The organism is Bauldia sp. (assembly GCF_020442045.1).
Lineage (GTDB): Bacteria > Pseudomonadota > Alphaproteobacteria > Rhizobiales > Kaistiaceae > Bauldia.
The window spans coordinates 12,683-35,715 of sequence record NZ_JAGRLA010000147.1 but is presented as its reverse complement, the minus strand read 5'-3'; the positions used below and the strand labels follow the sequence as shown (position 1 = coordinate 35,715).

General features: G+C 65.8%; 19 protein-coding genes. 17 read left to right on the top strand and 2 right to left on the bottom strand.

Annotated elements, in window-relative coordinates:
• Positions 1-1,464 (bottom strand): aldehyde dehydrogenase family protein, encoded by a 1,464-nt coding sequence (locus KDJ86_RS16550; protein ID WP_291748307.1) that lies wholly within the window; start codon positions 1,462-1,464, stop codon positions 1-3.
• 412 nt (positions 1,465-1,876) lie between these two features.
• Between KDJ86_RS16550 and KDJ86_RS16545 the strand changes: the two genes are divergently transcribed.
• From KDJ86_RS16545 to KDJ86_RS16525, 5 genes are all read left to right on the top strand, one after another.
• On the top strand, positions 1,877-2,638 hold the full coding sequence (locus tag KDJ86_RS16545) for an SDR family NAD(P)-dependent oxidoreductase (protein ID WP_291748304.1): 762 nt from the start codon (positions 1,877-1,879) through the stop codon (positions 2,636-2,638).
• Between the two features lie 14 nt (positions 2,639-2,652).
• On the top strand, positions 2,653-3,690 hold the full coding sequence (locus tag KDJ86_RS16540; protein WP_291748302.1) for an NAD(P)-dependent alcohol dehydrogenase: 1,038 nt from the start codon (positions 2,653-2,655) through the stop codon (positions 3,688-3,690).
• Between the two features lie 56 nt (positions 3,691-3,746).
• Positions 3,747-5,243: a xylulokinase gene (locus tag KDJ86_RS16535; protein ID WP_291748299.1), complete on the top strand. Its 1,497-nt coding sequence runs from the start codon at positions 3,747-3,749 to the stop codon at positions 5,241-5,243.
• A gap of 92 nt (positions 5,244-5,335) precedes the next feature.
• Complete coding sequence (tkt, locus tag KDJ86_RS16530) at positions 5,336-7,375, top strand: transketolase (RefSeq protein WP_291748296.1); 2,040 nt, start codon at positions 5,336-5,338, stop codon at positions 7,373-7,375.
• Between the two features lie 22 nt (positions 7,376-7,397).
• Entirely contained in the window at positions 7,398-8,840 is a 1,443-nt protein-coding gene (locus tag KDJ86_RS16525; RefSeq protein WP_291748292.1) for a xylulokinase, read from the top strand.
• 9 nt (positions 8,841-8,849) lie between these two features.
• Here KDJ86_RS16525 and KDJ86_RS16520 read toward each other — a convergent pair whose 3' ends face one another.
• Entirely contained in the window at positions 8,850-9,581 is a 732-nt protein-coding gene (locus KDJ86_RS16520; RefSeq protein WP_291748289.1) for a GntR family transcriptional regulator, read from the bottom strand.
• Between the two features lie 438 nt (positions 9,582-10,019).
• Here KDJ86_RS16520 and KDJ86_RS16515 point away from each other — a divergent pair, with 438 nt between their 5' ends.
• The 12 genes from KDJ86_RS16515 to KDJ86_RS16460 all read left to right on the top strand — a co-directional run bounded on the left by KDJ86_RS16515 (position 10,020) and on the right by KDJ86_RS16460 (position 23,022).
• Positions 10,020-10,790, top strand: a complete 771-nt coding sequence (locus KDJ86_RS16515; protein ID WP_291748288.1) for an SDR family oxidoreductase — start codon at positions 10,020-10,022, stop codon at positions 10,788-10,790.
• A 51-nt stretch (positions 10,791-10,841) separates the two neighbouring features.
• The gene (locus KDJ86_RS16510; protein ID WP_291748285.1) at positions 10,842-11,483 is read left to right on the top strand and encodes a glucose-6-phosphate isomerase; all 642 of its coding nucleotides are present in this window, start codon (positions 10,842-10,844) and stop codon (positions 11,481-11,483) included.
• The gene (locus KDJ86_RS16505) at positions 11,480-12,430 is read left to right on the top strand and encodes a shikimate dehydrogenase family protein (protein ID WP_291748283.1); all 951 of its coding nucleotides are present in this window, start codon (positions 11,480-11,482) and stop codon (positions 12,428-12,430) included. The genes KDJ86_RS16510 and KDJ86_RS16505 overlap by 4 nt, the downstream gene beginning before the upstream one ends.
• A 3-nt stretch (positions 12,431-12,433) precedes the next feature.
• Positions 12,434-13,357, top strand: coding sequence for a phosphoglycerate dehydrogenase (locus tag KDJ86_RS16500; protein ID WP_291748280.1), 924 nt, complete (start codon positions 12,434-12,436; stop codon positions 13,355-13,357).
• A gap of 388 nt (positions 13,358-13,745) precedes the next feature.
• Positions 13,746-14,633: an SIS domain-containing protein gene (locus KDJ86_RS16495; protein ID WP_291748277.1), complete on the top strand. Its 888-nt coding sequence runs from the start codon at positions 13,746-13,748 to the stop codon at positions 14,631-14,633.
• A 127-nt stretch (positions 14,634-14,760) separates the two neighbouring features.
• Positions 14,761-15,495 carry a deoxyribose-phosphate aldolase gene (deoC, locus tag KDJ86_RS16490; RefSeq protein ID WP_291748275.1) on the top strand — a complete coding sequence of 245 codons (735 nt, stop codon included), beginning with the start codon at positions 14,761-14,763 and terminating at the stop codon, positions 15,493-15,495.
• An 8-nt stretch (positions 15,496-15,503) separates the two neighbouring features.
• Positions 15,504-17,051 carry a xylulokinase gene (locus KDJ86_RS16485; RefSeq protein WP_291748272.1) on the top strand — a complete coding sequence of 516 codons (1,548 nt, stop codon included), beginning with the start codon at positions 15,504-15,506 and terminating at the stop codon, positions 17,049-17,051.
• A 68-nt stretch (positions 17,052-17,119) separates the two neighbouring features.
• Entirely contained in the window at positions 17,120-17,878 is a 759-nt protein-coding gene (locus KDJ86_RS16480) for an SDR family NAD(P)-dependent oxidoreductase (RefSeq protein ID WP_291748270.1), read from the top strand.
• 380 nt (positions 17,879-18,258) lie between these two features.
• Positions 18,259-19,428 carry a sugar ABC transporter substrate-binding protein gene (locus KDJ86_RS16475; RefSeq protein ID WP_367116835.1) on the top strand — a complete coding sequence of 390 codons (1,170 nt, stop codon included), beginning with the start codon at positions 18,259-18,261 and terminating at the stop codon, positions 19,426-19,428.
• A 108-nt stretch (positions 19,429-19,536) separates the two neighbouring features.
• The gene (locus KDJ86_RS16470) at positions 19,537-21,021 is read left to right on the top strand and encodes a sugar ABC transporter ATP-binding protein (protein WP_291748263.1); all 1,485 of its coding nucleotides are present in this window, start codon (positions 19,537-19,539) and stop codon (positions 21,019-21,021) included.
• Positions 21,022-21,032: 11 nt separating this feature from the next.
• Positions 21,033-22,085, top strand: a complete 1,053-nt coding sequence (locus KDJ86_RS16465; protein ID WP_291748260.1) for an ABC transporter permease — start codon at positions 21,033-21,035, stop codon at positions 22,083-22,085.
• A 34-nt stretch (positions 22,086-22,119) separates the two neighbouring features.
• Positions 22,120-23,022 carry a sugar phosphate isomerase/epimerase family protein gene (locus KDJ86_RS16460; RefSeq protein ID WP_291748258.1) on the top strand — a complete coding sequence of 301 codons (903 nt, stop codon included), beginning with the start codon at positions 22,120-22,122 and terminating at the stop codon, positions 23,020-23,022.
• Positions 23,023-23,033: the final 11 nt, after the last annotated feature.

Genomic DNA, 23,033 nt, shown 5'->3' with positions numbered 1-23,033 from the left:
CTACCTCGCCTTTGGCTCGCCATAGCGGATGCGGACATGCTTGAAATTCATATATTCGAGCATGCCCTCGCGGCCGTGCTCGTAGCCGACGCCGCTCTGCTTCCGCCCGCCATAGGGCGCGTTCATGATTCCCGCATCGACGTTGTTGACGGCGACATTGCCGTAGTCGAGGCGGGTCGAGACATGGCGCACCTCGTCCATGTCGCGGGCGTAGAGATAGGAGGCGAGGCCGTAGGGCGTGTCGTTTGCCAGTTCGATCGCCTCGTCGAGGCCGTCATAGGCCATGACGCCGACGAGCGGACCGAATGTCTCCTCGGTCATCACTTTCATGGCATGCGTGCAATCGGCCACCACCGTCGGGCGGAAGAAATGCCCGCGCGCAAAAACCTCGCCTTGCGGCGCGCCGCCGCCCGCCACGAGCCGCGCGCCCTTCGACAGCGCATCGGCCAGATGATCCTGCGTCTTGGCCAGCGGTTCGGCGGACGCCATTGCGCCGACATCTGCGTCGGGAAGGTCGATGCCATTGCCGATCACCAGTTGGTCGGCGGCGCGCCCGAGCCTCGCTGTGAAGTCGTCTGCGACGGTGTGCTGGACATAGATGCGGTTAATCGCGATGCAGATCTGTCCCATGTTGCGGAAGGAGCGTCGCGCGGCCCCCTTCACCGCGGCGTCGATATCGGCCGACGCCGTCACGATCAGCGGGCAGTTGCCACCGAGCTCCAGCGACAGCCGCTTGATGGTCGGGCACGATTGCTGGATGCGCAGGCCCACCGCGCTGGAGCCGGTAAAAGCGATCTTGTCGACACCGGAATGCTCGACCAGCGCCTGGCCAACCTTGGAGCCCGGGCCGGTCACCACATTGACGACACCCGCCGGTATGCCCGCCTCCTCAGCCATGCGTGCGATCGCCAGCGCCGTGAACGGCGTCAGTTCCGCCGGCTTGATGACGATGGTGCAACCCGCGGCCAGCGCTCCGCACAGCTTCCAGCCGATCAGCTCGGCCGGATAGTTCCAGGGCGTAATGGCGCCCACCACGCCGATCGGCTCGCGCACGACCAGGCTGTCGATATCGGTGGTCGTGTTCGGAACGATCTCGCCATGGATGCGCACCGCCTCCTCGGCATAGAAATGACAGGCCTCGGCAAGCTTCAAGACCTCGCCCCGCGCCTCGTTGAGCGGCTTGCCCTGCTCCAGCGTCATCGTGCGCGCCATGGCGTCGGCGTGGGCGGCAACCGCCTCGCCAAGCCGGTGAAGCGCCTTCGACCGCTCGACCGGCGCCAGCCGTGACCATGACCCGAACGCCTTGCGCGCCGCCGAAACGGCGGCATCGATTTCCGGCCCGGTGGCCGACGCTACATGCCCCAGCACCTCTCCGGTAGCCGGATTCTCGACGGGAATCTGCGCGCCTTCGCCACGCCTCCACACACCGTCGACAAAGAGCATGCCGGCCAGTTCCTGAATCACGTTCCTCAATCCTCCCGATCGAACCCGCGGCTCTTTTCGCGTCAATCGTCAATAACTAGATTTACTACATCGCGCAACCGTCTTGAAACGCGCCGCGACCCAGGCTGCTAGAAGCACTGGCATTCTCTCTATAAAATATTGTTTTGTATATGCTATTATTCACGTTATCTGCATTTTCCAGACATTGACATGGCACCGGGAGGCAAGGAATTGATCTGAAAACCCAATTCAGGCAGGATGAGGCACCGGACAAAATGTTAGTTCTACTACTACCAAAAACTCGTGCAAGAACGCGAAAAATTGGCTAGAGACGCCTGCGAAGCGGTCATTCAAGCGACTCTTCGGGAGGAAAACTACATCTTCTGTCCTTTGGGCCAGATCTGCGGATACGCATAGCGGAGGAAACGCGTCCATGTCCTACCTGTCTAAATTCGATCTCTCGGGTCGTCGCGCTCTCGTGACCGGTGCAGGCCAGGGGATCGGTGAGGCCTGCGCCACCGCCCTTGCCGAGGCCGGCGCGCATGTCGCGGTAACGGACCTGAACGGCGCCGCCGCCAAGGCAGTCGCGGACCGGTTGACGGACAAGGGCTGGAAAGCGGAATCGCACGAACTCGACGTGACCGATAAGGCCGCGCTCGATTCCCTCGCCGCCTCATTGCCGGCCATGGACATCCTGGTCTGCAACGCCGGCATCGCTTCCAACACCCCTGCCGAAGACGTTTCCGACGAGGAGTGGGACCGCGTCATCGGCATCAACCTGACCGGGGTCTTCAAGACCTGCCGCGCCTTCGGCCGCGGGATGCTGGAAGCCGGCCGCGGCTCGATCGTCAATATCGGGTCGATGTCGGCCGATATCGTCAACACGCCGCAGCCCCAATGCCACTACAACGCCTCCAAGGCCGGGGTGCACCACCTCACGCGGTCGCTGGCGGTCGAATGGGCGCCGCGTGGCGTGCGCGTCAATGCGGTCGCGCCGACCTATATCCAGACGCCGCTGCTTGCCGACCTCGAGGACAGCAAGGACATGGTCGACCGCTGGATAGATCTCACGCCCATGAAGCGGATGGGCCAGGCGGACGAGATCGCCTCGGTCGTCCTGTTTCTGGCTTCCGACGCGTCGAGCCTGATGACCGGCTCCATCGTCTCGGCCGATGCCGGCTACACCTCGATCTGAGACCGGAGAAACCCATGCCGACCGCATTGGTGCTCGAAAGGCAAGGTGAACTGAGCCTGCGCGACATCGCGCTCGACCAGACGCTGGGCGACAACGACGTCCGCATCCGCATGGAAGTGGTGGGCATCTGCGGCAGCGATGTCCATTATTATACGCATGGGCGGATCGGACCTTTCGTTGTCAACGCGCCGATGGTGCTTGGGCATGAAGGCGCGGGAACCGTCATCGAGACAGGGACGGGGGTGAAGGGCCTCGCGGCCGGCGACCGCGTCTGCGTCGAACCCGGCGTGCCGGACTTCACTTCGCGGGCCAGCAAGCTCGGCCTCTACAATCTGGACCCGACGCTTACCTTCTGGGCGACGCCGCCGGTACACGGCTGCCTGACCCCGGAGGTCGTGCATCCGGCCGCCCTGACCTTCAGGCTGCCGGACAATGTCAGCTTCGCGGAAGGCGCGATGGTCGAGCCGCTGGCCGTCGGCATGCAGGCGGCCGTCAAGGCGCGCATCACGCCGGGCGATCGCGCCCTGGTGCTCGGTGCCGGCCCGATCGGCATCGTCGTCGCGCTGGCCGCCCTTGCCGGAGGCTGCGCCGAGGTGCTGATCGCCGATCCCATGGAGGCCAAGCTCGACGTTGCCGAACGCTATGACGGAATCACGGCGCTGCGCGCCGCCGGCGGAACCGTGTCCGAGCAGATCGCGAAGGCGACGGATTTCTGGGGTGTCGACCTGGTGTTCGAATGCTCGGGCGCCGGCGCTGCCTATGACGGGATCGCGGATCTCCTGCGGCCGGGCGGCGCGCTGGTCCTGGTCGGAATGCCGGTGAAGCCGGTCAGTGTGGACATCGTCGCTCTCCAGGCGAGGGAAATCCGCATCGAGACGGTATTCCGCTACGCCAATGTCTACGACAGGGCCATCGGCCTGCTGGCGAGCGGCAAGATCGACGTGAAGCCGCTGATCACCGAGACGTTCGACTTCGCCGGAAGCGTCGCCGCGTTCGACCGCGCCGCGCAAGGCCGTCCGACGGACGTCAAACTGCAGATCCGCATGCGCTGATCTTGCAAGCCGCGGGCGGAGCCGGAGGCCGCCTGCCCGGAGGAAGGGAGGACGACTTGAGCGACGAGCTCTATCTCGCCATCGACGTTGGGACGGGCAGCGTACGCGCGGCGCTCGTCGACAGGACCGGCAGGCCGACCGCCATCCGTGCCTTCGAGCACGAGCAGATCGTGCCCGAATACGGCTGGTCGGAACAGCGCCCGGCCGACTGGTGGGCCGGCGTGACGCGCGCCATCCGCGCGGTGCTGGACGACGTGCCGGACGCGGCGCGACGCATCGCGGCCATCTGCGGCTGCGGCCACATGCACGGGACGGTGCTGCTCGATGCCAACGGAGAACTGACCCGCGATACGGTCCCCTTGTGGAACGACAAGCGCACCATGGGTCAGGTCGCGGCGTTCGAGAAGCGCTACAAGCTGGACGAGTTCATCGCCGAGAGCGGCAATCCCCCTGCCCCGCCCTGGCCAGGGTTCAAGCTGCAATGGATCCGCGACAACGATCCGGAAGCATATCGCCGCGCGGCGGTGGTGCTGATGCCCAAGGACTACGTGAATTACCGCCTCACCGGCGAGATCACGATGGACCGCACCGAGGCCGCCTGCTCCTTCATGATGGACCCGCGCACCGGCGACTGGTCGCAGTCGATGTGCGACCGGCTGGAGCTCGATCGCGGCAAGCTGACGACGATCCGCGAGCCGGTCGAGGTGCTGGGCGGCGTAAGCGCGCCGGCGGCGCGCGAGACGGGGCTCCGCGCCGGAACGCCCGTCCTCGTCGGCGGCGGCGACTATCCCGTCGCCCTGCTCGGCTCGGGCGTATGCCGCCCCGGACTCGGATCGGACGTGACCGGCACCTCATGCATCATCACGGTCGTCGCCGACCAGCCGCTTCTGGCGCCCGAGATCTCCAATGTCGGTACGCCGGAAGGCAATTGGGGCGCCTTCATCCTGCTCGAGACCGGCGGCGACGCCATGCGCTGGGCGCGCCGCGCCTTCCATGAGAATGGCTGGAGCTATGAGGAAATCGCCGCCAAGGCGGCGGAAGCGCAGGCCGGCGCCCAGCGGCTCTTCTTCATGCCCTATCTCGTCGGCGAGCGTTTCGGCGAGCATCGCAATGCCCGCGCGCAATTCTTCGGCATCACCGCCGAGCACGGGCTGGCCCAGCTTCACCGCGCCGTGCTCGAAGGCGTGGCCTTCGGCGCCACGCGACACCTGCATCTGATGGAGGACATTTCCGGCCGCAAGGTCGAGCGGATCGTTGCCTCGAGCGGCGGAGCGAAGTCGGACCTGTGGCTGAAGATCAAGGCGAGCGCCTACAACATTCCGATCCTGTTGCCAAAGGAGCCGGAATGCGGCGTCGTCGGCGCCGCGGCGCTGGCCGCGACCGCGGAAGGCAGGTTCCCGAGCGCCGAGGACGCGGCCGCAGCCTTCGTGCGCTACGAGCGCGAGATCCTGCCTGATCCCGACTGGGCCGAAACCTACGCGCGGATGCAGCCATTCTTCGAAAAGCTCTACCACCATTCGCAGGCGCTCTATGACGATCTCGACCGGCTTTAGCGCACCGGGCGGAACCGGCGAGAAGTCGTTTGACAGCCTGTCGCCCCGGCTATACCTGTCCGTACAGGATGATAAGTTAAGGAGATGGACCGGTGACGGATCATGCGCGTGACCATCGCAGGCTGGCCAACGCCATCAGGGCTTTGACCATGGACGCCGTACAGGCCAACAATTCCGGCCATCCCGGAACGGCGATGGGCATGGCCGATATCGCCGAGGTGCTCTGGAACGATTTCCTGAGCCATAACCCGGCCGATCCGGACTGGCCGAACCGCGACCGCTTCGTGCAGTCGAACGGCCATGGATCGATGCTCATCTATTCATTGCTGCATCTGGCCGGCTACGACCTTTCGCTGGACGACCTGCGCAGGCATCGGCAATTCGGCTCCAGAACGCCCGGGCATCCGGAACGCGGGATGACGCCGGGTGTCGAAACGACGACCGGTCCCCTCGGGCAGGGTTTTGCGACCGCGGTCGGCATGGCGCTCGCCGAACGCCGGCTGGCCGAGGAATTCAACCGCGACGGCTTCCCCGTGGTCGATCACTTCACCTATGTCTTTGCCGGCGACGGCTGCCTGATGGAAGGCATCAGCCAGGAAGCGGCTTCGCTCGCCGGCACGCTCGGCCTCTCCAAGCTGATCACCGTCTATGACGACAACAATATCTCCATCGACGGAGAGGTCGGCGACTGGTTCGCCGATGACACCGCAGCCCGTTTCCGCTCGCTGAACTGGCACGTGATTGCCGACGTTGACGGGCACGATCCCGCCGCTGTCCACGCGGCCTACCAGGCCGCGCGTGCCTCCGACCGGCCGACGCTGATCTGCTGCAAGACGACCATCGGCTTCGGCTCGCCCAACAAACAGGGCAAGGAGGAATCGCACGGTGCGCCGCTCGGCGTGGAGGAAGTGGCCCTGACGCGCAAGGCGCTCGGCTGGCCCCATGCACCCTTCGAGATCCCGGAAGATGTCGCTGCCGGCTGGGATGGGCGCGGGAAAGGCAAGGCCGCGCAAGCCGAATGGGATCGGATGTTTGCCGCCTACCGGACATCCCATCCCGAACTCGCGGCCGAATTCAGCCGCAGGATGAAGGGCGAGCGGCCTCCCGGTCTCGACGCGCTGGTGAAACAGGAGGCGGCCGCCATCATCGAAAAACCCGCGGTCGATCAGCCGTTGCGCAAGGCGTCGAACCGTGTTGCCGGGCTGATGGTCGAGGCCGCCCCCGAGCTGGTCGGCGGCTCTGCTGATCTCAGCGAGTCGACGCTGGCCTGGACCCAAGGGTCCCGCTCCATCCGGCCGGGCGACTTCTCCGGCAATTTCGTTCACTACGGGGTACGCGAGTTCGCCATGTCGGCGATGATGAACGGCATGGCCGCCCACGGCGGCGTGGTCCCCTATGGCTCGACCTACCTGGTGTTCAGCGATTACAGCCGCAACGCCGTGCGCCTTGCGTCCCTCATGAAGCTGCGCTCCATCTTCATCTACACCCATGATTCCATCGGCGTCGGCGAGGACGGGCCGACCCACCAGCCATCGGAGCAGCTTGTGGCGCTGCGTGCGATTCCGGATTTCTCCGTATGGCGGCCGGGAAGCGAGCTGGAGGCGCTCATCGCCTGGGATGAGAGCCTGCTCCGCGACGGACCGAGCGCCATGGTGCTGGCAAGGCAGGGCAGCAAGGGCGTCGACCACCAGCCCGGTGACGACGAGAAGATCCGCAAGGGCGGCTACGTGCTTTCCGACCCGGCCACCGGCGCGGCGCCCGATGTCGTGCTGGCCGGCACCGGTTCGGAGCTCGTCCTGGTTCGTCAGGCCGCCGCGCGGCTCGCGGCGGAGGGCGTGGCCGTGCGCGTCGTGTCCGTTCCCAATGCCAATATCTTTGCGCGCCAGCCCGAGGAATACCGGTCGAGCATCCTGCCGCGCCACCTGCCGACCGTCGTGGTCGAGGCAGCGTCATCCCTCTACTGGTATCAGTTCCTCGGCGGACGCCGAAGGATCATCGGCGTCGACCGTTTCGGCGAATCCGCACCCGGCGCGGAAGTGTTCTCCCACTTCGGCTTCACCGTGGACGCCATTGCGGAAGCGGCCCTGGCTCTTCTCGCCGACAAGGGCGACGTCTTTGCGGTTACCGCATAGACGGGCGACGGGAGCGCTCTGAATGTTCCTCGGAATCGACCTTGGCACCGGCTCCGTCAAGGCGCTGCTGATCGACGAGACCGGGCGGCCTGTCGCAGAGGCGAGCCGCGCCTACGAGCTCCGATCGCCCGTCCCGGGCCATGCCGAGACGGACCCGGAACTGTGGTGGTCGAAGACCGTGGAGGCCGTGCGCGAGGCATGCGCGGAGCATGGCGAGGCGGTGCGCGGCATCGGCCTGTCCGGCCAGGGACATGGATTCGTCCTGGCGGATGCGCAGGGAACACCGCTCAGGCCGGCCATTCTGTGGCCGGACCTGCGAACGCGACAGGAAGTCCAGGACGCGCTGGCGCTCGACGGCGATTTGCGGCTGTCGCTGTGCAATCCCGTCGCCACGGGCATGGCGGGGCTGGGCCTGTTGTGGCTCAAGCGGCATGAGCCCGCCCTCCTCGGCCAGGCCAGCGTCGCACTCTCGCCGAAGGACTGGCTGCGGCTGCGGTTGACGGGCGAGCGCGCGACCGAGCCCGCCGACGCTTCGATGACGCTGCTCTACGACATGGGCAACGATGGCTGGGCGGAACCCTTCGCCGAAAGCCTCGGGGTCGATCTCTCCCTGCTGCCGCCGCTTCGCGCCTCGACGGACGTCGCTGGCGGCCTTGCCGGCCCGGCTGCCTCCGCACTTCGCCTGCCGCGGGGCATTCCCGTTGCCCACGGGCTCTCCGATACCGCCGCATGCCTGCTTGGGCTCGGCCAGACCGCGCCCGGCGAGACGGTGCTTCAAGTGGGATCCGGCATACAGATGATGGCGGTGGTCGATCGCGCCACGCCGGAGCTCCAGCCCTTCTACAACACCTTCCGCGGAGTCGGCGCGGGCATCTACAAGATGGCCGCGCTGCAGAACGGCGGCACCGTGTTCGAATGGGCGCGCCGCGTTCTCGGCGCCGAATGGACGGAAATGTATGCGCGCGCCTTCGCGCCGGGGGTCGACAATGGCGGGGCGGTCTTCCTGCCCTATGTGAGCGGCGAACGCGCACCGTTGCTCGACCCGCAGGCGAGCGCGGTCTGGTCCGACATGCGCCTCGGCGCCGGACGCGACCAGATCATCCGCTCGGTGTTCGAGGGCGTGGCGCTGGCGGTACGCGACAGTTGGGACGCTCTGAAAGCGACCGGCGTCGAAGCGTCGTCCATGCTGCTGACCGGGGGCGGCGCGACCGACCCGCGCTGGCGGCAGATGCTGGCGGACATCGTCGGCGTGCCGATGCGTCCGTTTCAAGGCCGCGATGCCGCGGCGCTGGGCGCGGCCTATATCGGCGGCATGGCCGCCGGACATTGGGGCGGGATATCCGAGCTTCCCTTCATCACGTCCAGCGAACCCCTGCTCGAGCCGCGTCCCTTTCCCGGCCTCGACGATCTCCTGGCACGCTTTCGCGCCACCTATCGCGCCCTGAAATCCAACCGCGACGTCTAGTCGTGGCGTTCAGCCCTTCTGACGGTAGAGATCGATGCTGAGGCGGGTCCGGTCCGGATGATGCCAGGATTCGTAGTATTCGATCGCCCTGCCGTCCTGGTCGAACGTCGTCTCCCGGTTGAACAGGACCCGGTCGCCTCGTTGCAGATCCAGCAGCGACGCGATGTGGCTGTCGGCACGGCCAATCTCGATCGCGCGCTTGCCCGTCGAAGCGATGACGCCGCAGGCTTCGTCCAACCAGTCATAGAGCGACTTGGTCTCGAGTCCGTCGAAATCGAGAAGCGCTGAAAAGCGGCTGAGCGGCAGGTAGTTCTGGACGACGAGCAGCAACTGCCCGTCGACGTAGCGCACGCGCTCGAGAAAGACGACCCTGTTGTCGCCGATCGCCTCCGCGACATGCGCCGGCGCCACTATCGCCTCCTGCCGCAACACTTTCGTGGTGAGTGTGAAACCCGCCTTGGCCATGCCCTCCTGCAGCGGGTCCAGCCGCTGCTGCAGCACGATCGGCACCTTCTTTTCCCGGACGAAGGCGCCGCGCCCGCGCTCGGTCTCGATCAGCCCGTCCAGCGCGAGCGACTGGAGGGCCTGCCGGACCACGGAGCGCGAGACCCCGTATTCGGCGCACATCTCATGCTCGGAGGGCAGCTTGCCGCCACTGGCGATCGCACCCGAGGCGATCTCCGACCGCAGATGCTGGGCAAGCTGGAAATAGAGCGGAACGGGCGTGGTTCGATCGATCATGGGGGTACCCGGTGAAGCCGCCGGGACCGTAGCGCGGTCCGGACAGCCGGACAACCGGCGGCTCCGGGCGCCACGTCTCAAATCGTCATTCTGTATTTTTGCTACATATATATTGCCCATGCTACCAATCCAAGGGTGAAAATAGCCACAACTACCCTCTCAAGGACGATGTTTCTCTCGTCACCGCCCATTGACAGCGATCATAAATGTAGTTTTATTACAAAAACTGAAGCGGTCTTACGAAGGGTGGCGGGGAGGCCCGATATGTGCTCAGGAATGCTCCGGCCGAACGGTCGGAGTGCGCTCGTCACCGGCGGCAGCCGCGGCATCGGCTGTGAATGCGCCCGTGCGCGGCGGCATGGGCGCACGGGTCGTCCCGTCGGCACGTGGCAACGCGGAAGACAATGACGATCACCCATACGCGCCAAGAGTTCTGACATGGCCAGTCCCGTATCCGAAACCATGCCCGACCTGCTCGATTTCGCGGGCCGGTCGGTTTTCATAACCGGCGCGGCCGCGGGCATCGGGCGCGCCGTGGCCGACGCCTTTGCCGCGCGCGGCGCGCGCCTTGCGCTGATGGACCGCGATCCGCGTATCGAGGAAGGCGCGCGCTCGCTTGGTGACGGCCACCTCGGGCTGGTCGGCGATGTCACCGACGAGGACAGCGTCCAGCGCTGCGTCCGGGCCGCGGAGCGGGCATTCGGCGGCATCGACATCCTCGTCAACAATGCCGGCATCGGCCCGCTCGCCCCGGCGGAAAGCTATCCGACCGCGGAGTGGGACCGCACGCTCGGCATCAATCTCAAGGGCGCGTTCCTCGTCGCGCGCACGGTCGCGCCGGCCATGCTCGACCGCGGCAAGGGCCGCATCGTCAACATGGCCTCTCAGGCGGCGGCGATCGGCATCGAAGGCCATGTCGCCTATTGCGCCTCCAAGGCCGGCATCATCGGCATGACCAATTGCATGGCGCTCGAATGGGGGCCGCGTGGCGTCACCGTCAACGCCGTTTCGCCCACCGTGGTGGAGACGGAGCTCGGCCTGACCGGCTGGGCGGGCGAAAAGGGCGTCAGGGCGCGGGCCGCGATCCCGACCCGCCGCTTCGCCAAGCCATGGGAGGTCGCGGCCGCCGTTCTCTATCTCGCCGGCGATGGCGCGGGGATGGTCAACGGCGCCAACCTCGCGATCGATGGCGGCTACACGATCGTCTAGAGCCTGATCCCAAAAGTGGGTCGCAAGCATGAAATGGAAGGACCGATACTCGTGAAGAAACATTTCGAACCGGTCGGTTGCGACGTCGACCTTGCGACCGGAGCAATGACCAATGCCACCGGCAGCTACGAGAAGCGCTTCGGCGATCTCGCCGGTCTCTACGGCGACGAGGCAGCCTTCGAGGCCATGCGCGCCGAGTGGGACGACAGGGTGGTCTATGCCGTTTCGGATTTCCGCCCTTCCGACCGGGCCGGCGACGTGATCTTCGGCGTCACGCGCATGGCGCCCGGCAAGGTGGGCGAGGAGTTCTTCATCACCCGGGGCCACATCCACCGGCAGGCCGACCGCCCTGAAATCTACTACGGCCAGAAGGGCAAGGGCCTGATGCTGATGGAATCGCCGGAGGGGGAGACGCGCATCGTCGAGATCGAGCCCCTCACCTGCTGCTACGTACCACCTTACTGGATCCACCGTTCGGTCAATACGGGCGCCGAAGAGTTCGTGATGCTGTTCTGCTACCCGGCGGATTCGGGCCAGGATTACACCATCATCGAGCGCTCGGGCGGCATGCGCAGCCGCATCGTCGACGACGGTGCGGGCGGCTGGAAGGCGGTCGAGAATCCCAACTGGCATCCACGCGACGAAGCCGCGCTCGCGGCAGTCTACGCCTCTTCGAAAAAGGACGCGGCATGACCTACCAGCCGGCCACGCAACCCACCTTCTACTTCATCGGCGTCACCACGGCGAAAAGCTCCATCATGCGGGTGTTTCCCGCCTGGGCCAGGCATCTTGGCCTCAAGGATGCGGTCATCAGGGGCATGGATTTTCCGCTTCATGCCGACCCGCAGGCCTATCGCGATGCCGTTTCCTTCATCAAGGATGACCCGCTCTCGCTGGGCGCGCTGGTGACGACGCACAAGCTGGACCTGTTCAAGGCCGCGCACGACCTGTTCGACGAGATCGACCCGCATGCCCGCGCCATGAACGAGACGAGCTGCCTCTCCAAGCGCGACGGCAGGCTGATCTGTCACGCCAAGGATCCGATCTCCTCCGGCCTGGCGATCGACAACTTCCTGCCAAGAGACCATTTCGGGCATACCGGCGCCGAATTGATGTCCATGGGCGCCGGCGGCTCCACCATCGCGATCACCTGGCACCTCATGCGCCCCGAGCGCGGGCCGGACCGTCCGTCCCGCGTGGTGGTGACGAACCGTTCGCAACCGCGGCTGGACGAGATCAGGCATTTTCACGAAGGCCTGGGCTTCGGCGTACCGGTCGAATACGTCCTGGCCGACAGGCCGGAACTGAACGACGATGCGATGGCCAGGCTCAAGCCCGGATCGCTTGTCATCAACGCGACCGGCCTGGGCAAGGACGCCCCCGGATCGCCGCTCACCGACGCCGGTATCTTTCCCGAACGCGGCATAGCATGGGATCTCAACTACCGCGGCGATCTCGTCTTCCTCGACCAGGCAAACCGGCAGAAGGCCGAGCGCCATCTGCAGGTGGAGGATGGATGGACCTACTTCATCCATGGCTGGACGCAGGTCATCGCCGAAGTCTTCCATATCGACATCCCGACATCCGGGCCGGAGTTCGACGAGATTTCGCGTATCGCCATCGAAGCGGCAAAGAGCTGAGCCATGGCACGCATTCTCGTCACCCCCCGCTCGCTCACCCAGGACCCGCCGCGCGAGCTTTCCATCCTCACCGAGGCGGGCCACGAATTGGTCTTTTCCACCCCCGGCAAGCTGCCGGGCGAAGAGGAACTGATCGAGCTCCTGCCCGGCTGCACCGGCTGGCTTGCCGGCATCGAACCCGTCAGCCCGCGGGTGATCGCCGCCGCCGACACCCTCAAGGCCGTGTCGCGCAACGGTACCGGCGTCGACAACCTGCCGCTGGCCGACCTCGAACGAAAGGGCGTGCGCGTTCTGCGTGCCGAAGGCGCCAACGCGACCGGTGTGGCGGAACTGGCGGTAGCATTGATGCTCGCGGTCCTGCGCGGCATCCCGGCCGCCGATCACGGCATCAAGGCGGGGGGCTGGCCGCGGCAGCGCGGCAAGGAGATGCGCGGACGGGTGGTCGGCGTCGTCGGCTGCGGCGCGGTCGGGCGCCAGGTGGCGCAGATTGCATCCGCCATGGGGTCGCAGATCATCGGCTACGACCCCTATCCCCGCGACTTCGCCACCAGCGGACCATTCTCCTGGGCGTCGCTGGACGAGCTTTTCTCGCAATCGGACGTCGTCTCGCTGCATTGCCCGCCGCTTGCCGACGGCACCTTCCTCATCGACGAGGCGCGCGTGGAATCCATGCGACCGGGCTCGGTCATCGTGAATACGGCACGCGCGGCGCTGGTCGACGAGCAAGCGCTGCGCGCTGCGCTGGACGGAGGCCGGCTGCACGGCTACGGCACGGACGTGTTTGCGGTCGAGCCGCCGGAAAGCGGAAGCCTGGCCTTTCATCCGAAGGTCGTGGCCACCAGTCACATAGGCGGCTTTACCGAGGAGAGCGTCAGCCGCGCGACCGAAGCGGCGATCCGCAACTTGCTCGACGCCTTAGCGAGCTGATGGCGCGACTGGACGTCCTCGATCTTGCCGGACCGCCGGCCGCCGGCCCGAACTCAGCGCCAACGGCGTTCCCGGCAATCTCTCGCTCGACGAGGCCATCGGTATCGCCCGCCTGCTGGACGCCGATGCCGCCGTCTTCCACCACTACGGCATGTTCGCATTCAACACCTCCGACCCGCAGGCGATAGACGCGGCGGCCGAGGCCCCCGATGCGGGGCGGTTGCGAAACAAAATTGCTTAGGGCACAAACCGGCAGAGAATATCTGGTTTCCCAGAGCTGACGGATCGGCTCGCGGGCATCTGCGCCTTCCGCGGTGCCGTATCGCCGTGCGGCCAAGCGCCGGTGCAGGCAAACCGTCCGGCAGCCTCGCAGCCGCAACGGATATCCATGCCGCGCAAGCCAAGAGTCTCCGAAACGATCGGAACCAACGAGAACGTCATCGAGACGGTCCGCACACGCATCGACCTCCTGCGCAAGTCCGACCGCAAGGTGGCCGAAGTCGTGCTCGACAATCCGCGCCGCATCCTTCACGCGACCCTTGCCGAGACCGCGGAATGGGCCAGCGTCAGCCAGCCGACGGTGATCCGCTTCTGCACCTCGATCGGCTGCCTGGGCTATCAGGACTTCAAGCTGCGGCTGGCGCAGTCGCTCGCGCTCGGCACGCCCGCCACCCATTCGGTCATCATGCCCAGCGACAGCCCCGAGGAGGTCGCGGAAAAGATATTCGACTACACGATCACCAGCCTGGACTGGGTTCGCAGCCGCCTCGACGGCGAGGCGATCCGCAAGGCGGTCGACATCCTCGCCAATGCCAGACGAATCGAATTCTTCGGCTTCGGCGCATCCGGCATCGTCGCGCGCGACGCTCAACAGAAATTTCCGCTCTTTGACGTGCCGTGCGGCGTGGAGATCGATTCGCACCAGCAAATCATGGCGGCCTCCATGCTCAACCCGGGCGACGTGCTGGTGGTGATCTCGAACACCGCCGCGACCACCTCCCTCTTCGGCACCGCGGAGCTTGCGCGCAAGCGCGGCGCGGTCGTTCTGGGCCTCGTCGGGATGCACGGTCCGCTGGTCGAGCATTGCGATCACGTGGTCCTCGTCGAGACACTGGACAACACCAACATCTACACGCCGACGATCTCGCGCATCGCCGCCCTGGCCGTCATCGACATTCTCTCGACCTCGGTCGCGCTGCGGCGGGGCGAGGAGCACGTCGAGAGCTTCGGCGAGATGAAGAGGCACCTGAGCTATCTGCGCACGAGCGACCGCTGATCGCGTACCTGTAGTACTGATTCCCGATATATTTCTGCCTGACTGATGCGAAATAGCCCTGCTTCGTTGACATTTTTGTAGTCGTGCTACAGAAATGGCCGGCATTCAGTCCGGGAGGAGCAGGGGCATGTCGGCCGTCGCATCGGCACCCGCAAGCATGGACGCGGCGGAGCTCGCCGCCCTCATCGACATCAGCGCGGTCCAGGCGTTCCACACCGAGCAGGATATCCGCGCTCTGGCGAAGATCGCGACGGAGAACCGCTTCGTCGCGGCCCATGCCCTGCCGCATTTCGTGCCGCTCCTGCGCAGCCTCATTCCGGCCGGCGCCTTCACCATGGTAGGCGGCCCGGTCGGCTTCCCCTCGGGCGGCCACGCCACCCGGACCAAGATCGTCGAAGCCACCGCCCTGGTCGCCGACGGGGCGCAGGAACTCGACATGATGATGAATATCGGCCGGCTGAAGTCTGGCGACACCGACTATGTGGCCAAGGAAATCGCGGCCGTGGCGGAAGCCATCGCACCCGTGCCGCTGAAGGTGATCATCGAATTGTACCATTTGAACGACGAGGAGATTCGTCGCGCCAGCGAGATCGTCGCCGAGAGCGGCGCGGCATTTGTCAAGACCGGGACAGGATGGACACCGAGCGCAACGACGGTCGAGAAGATCCGCATCATCGCCAAGACCGTGCGCGGCCGCGTCGCCATCAAGGCGTCCGGCGGCATCCGCGGCCTTGAGACGATCCGCGAAATGGTCGGCCTTGGCGTCAGCCGCTTCGGCATCAACACCAGGACGGCCGTCGATCTCCTTCGCCAATGCGCGGCGCTGCCGGGCGGCAGGCTGGTCCTGTCCGACACGGCCTAGGTCTGCGAATGCCGCGTTCTGTCGCCGCATTCGATCTCGGCACGGGCGGGATCAAGGGAGGCATTTTCGACGCTGGCGGCATCTGCCTTGCCGAGCATGTCGTCCCCTACCAGACGCTCTTCCCCGCCCCGTCCCGCCACGAGCAGCGGCCGCAGGACTGGTGGCAGGCCTTTCTCGACTGCCTGCGCGCGCTGCTCGCCCGGCCCGAGGTCGATGCCTTGCAGATCGCGGCCATCGCGCTGTCCGGCCACAGCCTCGGCTGCATCCCGCTGGATGAAGACGGCGCCCTTTTGCAGGATGCCGTGCCGATCTGGTCGGACGGCCGCGCCGCAGCACAGGCCGACGCCTTCTTCACGCGCTTCGACCGGGTCGATTGGTACCAGATGACCGGGAACGGCTTTCCCGCGCCGCTCTACACGCTGTTCAAGATCATGTGGCTGCGCGACGAGGCGCCGGAGGTCTTTGCGCGCATCCGCACCGTCATCGGCACCAAGGATTACCTCAACCTGCGCCTGACCGGCCGCATCGCGACGGACGTCTCCTACGCGTCGGGCTCCGGCTGTTTCGATCTGAGGGCCGGCCGCTATTCGGATGAAATCCTCGCCGCCGCCGGCATCGATCCCACCCTGCTTCCGCCGGTCATCGCATCGACGGAGGCGGTCGGCGCGCTGCGCGCCGAAATCCGTGACGAATTCGGCCTCGCATCCGACGTCAAGGTCGTGGCGGGAGGCGTCGACAACAGTTGCATGGCGCTCGGCGCCGCGACCTTCGCCGAGGGCGACATCTTCAGCTCCATGGGATCGTCGAGCTGGCTCACCGTTTCGTCGGCAAGGCCGCTGCTCGATGACGATGTCCACTCCTATGCCTTCGCGCATGTCGTGCCCGGCCAGTTCATCTCCGCCACGTCCATCTTTTCTTCCGGCACCAGCATGGGCTGGATCCGCGATCGTCTGATGCCCGACATTGGGGAAGAGGCGGCCGCCAGCGGTCGCAACGCCTATGAGGCGATGATCGAACGCGGGCTCACCTCGCCTCCGGGAGCGCGCGGGTTGCTGTTCGTGCCGACGCTGGCCGGCGGCACGGCCCTGGAAGGCGGCCCGTCGGTTCGCGGCGCGTTCGTGGGGCTGGACCTGCAGCACGAGCGCGCCGACATCATCCGCGCGGGACTGGAAGGCATCGCCCTGGGCCTGCGCGTGGCGCTCGATGAGTTGCGCCGCATGACCGCGGTCAGCGACGAGATCATCGCCGTCGGCGGCGGCGCGCAGAGCACCGCCTGGCGACAAATCTTCGCCGACATCTTCGACTGCACAATCCTCAAGACGGGAGTGGACCAGGAAGCCGCGGCGCTCGGCGCGGCGGCGCTGGCGCTGGTCGGAATCGGCCTATGGAAGGATTTCGAGACGGTTCGCGCGCTCCACGTGCCGGAGGGCCGATCGCGGCCGCGACCACGAAATCGCGCCGTCTACGACGCGGCACTGACGGCCTATCGGCAGGCGGCGGAGCAGCAGAAGCAACTTGCGGGCGGGCTGGAGGCGCTGCGCGCAATATCGGACTGAACACGGCGTCGGCCGGCGCGCCGGCGACCGCTCCAGGCAACAGGACAACTCAGATCGGAGAAACGACAATGGACGACATCATCGGCACATTCAGCAAGGATCTCTTCAAGGGCAAGTCGGTGCTCGTCACCGGCGGCTCAAGCGGCATCGGGCTGGCGATCGCCCAGGGCTTTGCCGGGCTCGGCGGCCAGGTGACCGCAATCGGAAACTCGGCAGCGAAGCTGGAGGCGGCCGCGAAGGATCCGGCCAACCGGGGCATCCGATTCAAGCAGGTCGACGTCCGGGACCTCAAGGCGATCAGGGATTTTGTCGCAACCCTCGACAAGCTCGACGTGCTGGTGAACGGCGCCGGCATCGCCCGCCCCACGGCCGAGTTCGAGGACGAGACCTACACGGAAGTCATGGACGTCAATCTCAACAGCCAGATGCGCTTCGCCATGGCCGCGCACCCCCTGCTCAAGGCATCGAAGGGGTCGATCATCAACATCGCCTCGATGCTGAGCTACGTCAGCGATCCGGTGGTTCCGGCCTATGGGGCGAGCAAGACCGGCGTGCTCGGCCTCACCCGCCATCTCGCCCATGCCTTCGGGCCGGACGGCATCCGCGTCAATGCCATTTCGCCCGGCTATCACAAGACCGACATGACCAAGAGCCTGTGGACGGATCCCGAGCCCGCCGCAAAGATCGAACAGCGCTCGGCGCTCAAGCGCTGGGGCACCGTCGACGACCTCGTGGGAACCGCGATCTTCCTGTCGTCGCCGGCCGCGGCTTTCGTGACCGGAGCCGACCTTCCCGTCGATGGCGGCTTTGTGGTCGGCGGCTTCTAGGACCGGCGCCCCGCCAGCACGGGCGTCGAGAGGAAAGCTGCCGGAACGCCGCCCGTAACCGTAGTTATACTACCCATCCGGATTCTGCGTCCGATTCGGCGACACGAGCCGCCTTCGCCGAATTTTCCTTGAGTAGTCTTCCTTTTCGTCCAATCACGCGGCAAACCGGCCAACGAATGGGCGCATGCAACTTGTCCGAACAGGATTATTGGATGCGCGACATTTTTGTAGTTGAATTACAAAATGGCTTTGTTAACATCCCTTCACCGGGGTCCTGATGAGGCTTGCCGGGGCGCGGTTCGGTGGGGCCGCCGCAACTGCTTTTTCGGCCTTAGGCGGCCTTTAGGGAGGAAAGAATGCGATACGGATTTTCCAGATTCATGGGCTATGCCGCGCCGGTTGCGCTGGCGGCCGGCCTGATCTCGGCGGCGGCGCTTCCGGCCAATGCCGAGGACCAGATGCCGATCGAGATCACCATCGGCTGGGCGCCGCCGGACATCACCGGCGTGTTCAAGACCGCGACGGATTTCTTCCAGAAATCCGCCGACGAAGCCAACCAGCACGGTTTCAACGTCACGCTCATCACCCGCTCCCAGACCAGCCCGACCGCCTTCGCCGAGCAGGTCGCGAACATCGAGGACATGATCCAGCGCGGCGTGGACGTCATCGCCGTCTCGCCCGCCGAGGTGGCCACCGTGACGCCTGCGCTGAAGCGGGCGCGCGAGGCCGGCATTCCGGTCATCATCGTGAACCTGCTGGAACCGATCCAGGGTGTTGACGTCAACTCCTATATCGGCTTCGACAATTCGGACGGCGGACGCGTCAGCGCCAATGCCGTGGCCGACTATTTCGGCGCGCCCGGCGTCCTGGGCAGTGGCGACAAGGTCGATGTCCAGCCCGACACCTATCTCGACCTCGCCTTCTGGAACGATCTGGTGTCGAAGGAAAGCGAAGCCGACCGCGCCAATGTCAAGGCGCGGGGCGCCATCATCGAGGGCGTCGCCGGCGGCTTCTACTCCACCGAGCGCCTCAAGGGCTTCCGCGAGGTGCTGGAGCAGTTCCCGGGCATCGAGATCGTCGGCAATCCCTGCGCCGGCGACTGGAACCGCGAAAAGGGCACGCGCTGCGCGGAGGATATCCTGCAGGCCAATCCCGATAACCTGGACTTCATCTGGGCGGCGTCCAACGAGATGGGCCTCGGCGCCATGCTCGCGGCCAACGCACAGGGCCGGCTGGAAACGGCAGACGACGGTCCCAACACCGGCGACAACAAAGTGGCGATCTTCACCAACGACGTGACGCCGGAGTCGGTCGACCGCATCGCCGAGGGAAAGATGATCGCAGAGACCACCCACGGCTTCGCGGACTGGGGATGGTTCGGCACCAAGTTCGCGGTGCAACTGGCCTGCGGCATCGACACGCCCAAGACCTACGACATTCGTCCGCGCACGGTCTACAAGGACAACGCCCGCAACTTCTATCCCGAGCCGAAGCTTGAGGCGATCGACTGGGACAGCATCCACGCGAGCTGCAAGAAGGCGGATAAGTAGTCACGCCGACACGGAAGGGCAGCGCGCTTCGGCCGCTGCCCTTTCCGCCAATCCTCTCGCCGGCTCCGGACTGCGCTTGGCCGAAGCGGCAAACGTCCGAGACACGCCTTGAGCGAACCCGAAATCCTCCTGAAGCTCGACCAGGTCGAGAAGCGCTTCCCCGGTGTCATCGCGCTCCGGTCCATCTCTATGGATCTGAGGGCGGGTGAGGTGCAGGTCCTGCTTGGCGAGAACGGCGCGGGCAAGTCCACGCTGATGAAGATTCTCGCCGGCGAGTACCGGGCGAGCGCCGGAACGGTCACGATCGGCGGCAAGGCGGTCTCCACGCTGACCCCGGAAACGGCGGGCGAGCTCGGCATCGGCCTTGTCCATCAGGAGCTGAGCCTCGTTCCCGCACTCAGCGTCACCGAGAATATCTTCCTCAATCGCCTGCCGCGCGGCCCGCTTGGACGCATCAACTGGCGCAAGGCGCACGACATGGCGCGGCGCGCGCTCGGCGAGCTTGGCGTATCGATCGACCCGACCATCGAGGTGCGCAGGCTGGAGGTTGCGGAACAGCAGCTCGTCGAAATCGCCCGTGTCCTCGAACGCGGCCCCCGGATCCTGCTGCTGGACGAGCCGACCTCGGCCTTGTCCGACGGCGAGCGGCTGCGTCTCTTCGATGTCATCCGCCGTCTGAAGACCCGCGGCGTCGGCATGATCTATATTTCGCACCACCTCGCCGAGATCCCCATGATCGCCGACCGCGTCACGGTACTGCGCGACGGCGTGGTGGTGGAGACCCTTCCCGCCGAGAAAGCGGATGAGGAGACCGTGGTGCGGATGATGGTGGGCCGCACGCTCGACGAGCAGTTTCCCAAGCAGGTGGCGGAGATCGGCACACCGGCGCTCGCGGTCGAGAACCTTGCTTCCGGCAACTCGCTGAAGGACATCTCCTTCACCCTGCGCCGTGGCGAGATCCTCGGCATCTATGGCCTCATGGGCGCGGGCCAGTCCGAGGTTGCGCCGGCCCTGTTCGGCCTGCAGCCGATCAAGGCCGGCAGCGTTGCCGTAGACGGCAAGCCCGTGCACTTTTCCTATTCCTCGAACGCCATTGCCGCCGGGCTCGGGCTGATTTCACGCGACCGGCGCCAGAGCCTGGTGCCGATGCAGCCCGTCGGCCCGAATCTCAGCCTGTCATGGCTGTCGCGCCGCCGCCTGCTCGCTCCGCTGGAGCTGAAGCGCGAGCGTGAGGAAAGCGAGCGCTATGTGAAGGAGCTCCGGGTTCGTCCCTCCTCGCTCACACATCAGCTCATGTTCTTCAGCGGCGGCAATCAGCAGAAGGTCATCCTCGCGCGCTGGATGTCGAGCGGCGCGCATACGCTCATCTTCGACGAGCCGACCCGCGGCATCGATGTCGGCGCCAAGGCCGAGGTCTTCGCGCTGATGAGCCGCCTGGTGAACGAAGGTGCGGCGATCCTGATGATCTCGTCCGAACTCAACGAGCTGATCGGCATGGCCGATCGTGTGCTCGTACTGCATGGCGGTCGCGTCACGGCTGAACTCGACCGCGACCAGCTTTCCCAGGAAAACCTGCTCCGTCACGCGAGCTGAGGACCCAATCCATGAGCGAATCGACCGCGACAAAGACCTCGGACGAAGCGGCCATAGCCGCGCAATCCGGTCGAGCCCATCTACGGCACCTGCTGTTCCAGGCAGGTCCGCTGATCGCACTGATCCTGCTCATGGCCTACCTCTCCTTCGCCACGTCGAACTTTCTGACGGTCGACAATCTTTCGAACGTCGCCCGCCAGAGCGCCTTCGTCGCGATCGTCGCCGTGGGACAGACTTTCGTCATCCTCACCGGCGGCATCGACCTCTCCGTGGCTGCCATCGCCGCCCTGTCCGCCTCGATCACCGCCGTTCTGCTGACGCAGCCGCTCGCCCTGCTCGGCTTCGATTTCGGCCTGCTGCCGCCCGAGCTCGCGGTGGCGATCGGATTGCTGATGGGCCTCGTGGCGGGCGCCTTCAACGGCTGGGTCATCGCAACCTTCAAGATTCCCGATTTCATCGCGACGCTGGGCACGATGACGATCTTCCGGGGAGCCGCGCTTCTGGTCACCGACGGCCTGCCCGTGCCCTCTTTCGATGCGCAGCGGCAGCTTCCCGACACGTTGATCTGGGTTGGCGGCGGAACCCTGTTCGGCTTTCCCGTCAGCGCTCTCCTGGCGCTGCTGTGCGGGCTGATCGCCTGGTACGTGCTGCGCTACACGGTCCTGGGGCGCGCCATCTACGCGGTCGGCGGCAACAGGGAGGCGGCGCGCGTTTCGGGCATTTCCATCGAGCGCACCAAGATCATGACCTACGCGATTTCCGGCCTTCTGGCAGCCATTGCCGGCATCGTTCTGGTCGGCCGTCTCAACTCGGCCAACGCCCTGATGGCGGAAGGCGAGGAACTGCGCTCCATCGCTTCGGTCGTCATCGGCGGCACGAACCTGTTCGGCGGCGAAGGCAGCGTCCTCGGCTCGATTGTCGGCGCGGCCATCATCGGCGTCCTCGGCAACGGCCTCAACCTGCTCGACGTCAGTCCCTTCTGGCAGCGCATCGCGCAGGGCTTCGTCATCGTCGTCGTCGTGATCTTCGATCAGTGGCGCCGGCGCAGCATGACACGCATCTGACAGGCATGGAAACCGGAGCCCTGGAAGGCAGCGCATGAACAAACTCGGCTTGCACGCGAATGTCTGGGTCAAGGACTGGAGCCGCGACGAGTGTACCCATGCCGTCGCCAGGACGGCGGAACTCGGCTTCGACATTATCGAGATATCAGCTCCCGATCCCCGGGCCATGGATCTCGCCTTCACCCGCAGGCAGGTGGAAGCGGCCGGCATCGAGGCGGTCATGTCGCTCGGTCTCGACAGTTCCAGCGATATCTCCAGCAACGATCCCGATCGCGTCAGAGCCGGTGAAAAGCGGCTCGACGAAGTCGTGTCCGGCGCGCGCGACGTGGGCGCGAAATATGTCGGCGGGATTCTCTATTCCGCCTTCCAGAAATATGCCGAACCACCGACCGAAGCCGGCATCATGGGCGCCGCCGACGCTATTCGTCGTGCGGCCGAGAAGGCGGCCGCCAGCGGCATCACGCTGGGCATGGAGGTCGTCAATCGCTACGAGTCCAACATGCTCAACACAGCCGCCCAGGCGGTCGAATTCTGCAGGCTCGTGGATGTCCCGAACGTCAAGGTGCACCTCGACAGCTATCACATGAACATAGAGGAAGCGAATGTCGAGGCGGCTATCGTCGATACCGGCGGCCACCTCGGCTATATTCATATCGGCGAGTCCAACCGCGGCTATCTCGGGGCCGGCTCCGTCGATTTCCAGCGCATCTTCGCGGGACTGGCGCGCATCGGCTACGAGGGGCCGATCACTTTCGAATCGTTTTCTTCGGTGGTCGTCTCGCAGCCGCTATGCGGCATTCTCGGCATCTGGCGCAACCTGTGGGAAGATGGCGAAGACCTTGCCCGTCATGCCCGAGCATTCATCCTGGCCCAGCTTCAGGCCGCGCGCGAGGGATTGGCGGACGGCCCCCGTTCCCGGCTGATCGGCCACGCCTAGATCGGCACGCA

What these genes read in the sequence shown, in the direction of transcription:
- KDJ86_RS16545 (WP_291748304.1), top strand. Translation starts at nt 1,877, where the DNA reads ATGTCCTACCTGTCTAAATTCGATCTCTCGGGTCGTCGCGCTCTCGTG.
- KDJ86_RS16540 (WP_291748302.1), top strand. Translation starts at nt 2,653, where the DNA reads ATGCCGACCGCATTGGTGCTCGAAAGGCAAGGTGAACTGAGCCTGCGC.
- KDJ86_RS16525 (WP_291748292.1), top strand. Translation starts at nt 7,398, where the DNA reads ATGTTCCTCGGAATCGACCTTGGCACCGGCTCCGTCAAGGCGCTGCTG.
- KDJ86_RS16520 (WP_291748289.1), bottom strand. Translation starts at nt 9,581, where the DNA reads ATGATCGATCGAACCACGCCCGTTCCGCTCTATTTCCAGCTTGCCCAG.
- KDJ86_RS16515 (WP_291748288.1), top strand. Translation starts at nt 10,020, where the DNA reads ATGGCCAGTCCCGTATCCGAAACCATGCCCGACCTGCTCGATTTCGCG.
- KDJ86_RS16505 (WP_291748283.1), top strand. Translation starts at nt 11,480, where the DNA reads ATGACCTACCAGCCGGCCACGCAACCCACCTTCTACTTCATCGGCGTC.
- KDJ86_RS16500 (WP_291748280.1), top strand. Translation starts at nt 12,434, where the DNA reads ATGGCACGCATTCTCGTCACCCCCCGCTCGCTCACCCAGGACCCGCCG.
- KDJ86_RS16495 (WP_291748277.1), top strand. Translation starts at nt 13,746, where the DNA reads ATGCCGCGCAAGCCAAGAGTCTCCGAAACGATCGGAACCAACGAGAAC.
- deoC (WP_291748275.1), top strand. Translation starts at nt 14,761, where the DNA reads ATGTCGGCCGTCGCATCGGCACCCGCAAGCATGGACGCGGCGGAGCTC.
- KDJ86_RS16485 (WP_291748272.1), top strand. Translation starts at nt 15,504, where the DNA reads ATGCCGCGTTCTGTCGCCGCATTCGATCTCGGCACGGGCGGGATCAAG.
- KDJ86_RS16480 (WP_291748270.1), top strand. Translation starts at nt 17,120, where the DNA reads ATGGACGACATCATCGGCACATTCAGCAAGGATCTCTTCAAGGGCAAG.
- KDJ86_RS16475 (WP_367116835.1), top strand. Translation starts at nt 18,259, where the DNA reads ATGGGCTATGCCGCGCCGGTTGCGCTGGCGGCCGGCCTGATCTCGGCG.
- KDJ86_RS16465 (WP_291748260.1), top strand. Translation starts at nt 21,033, where the DNA reads ATGAGCGAATCGACCGCGACAAAGACCTCGGACGAAGCGGCCATAGCC.
- KDJ86_RS16460 (WP_291748258.1), top strand. Translation starts at nt 22,120, where the DNA reads ATGAACAAACTCGGCTTGCACGCGAATGTCTGGGTCAAGGACTGGAGC.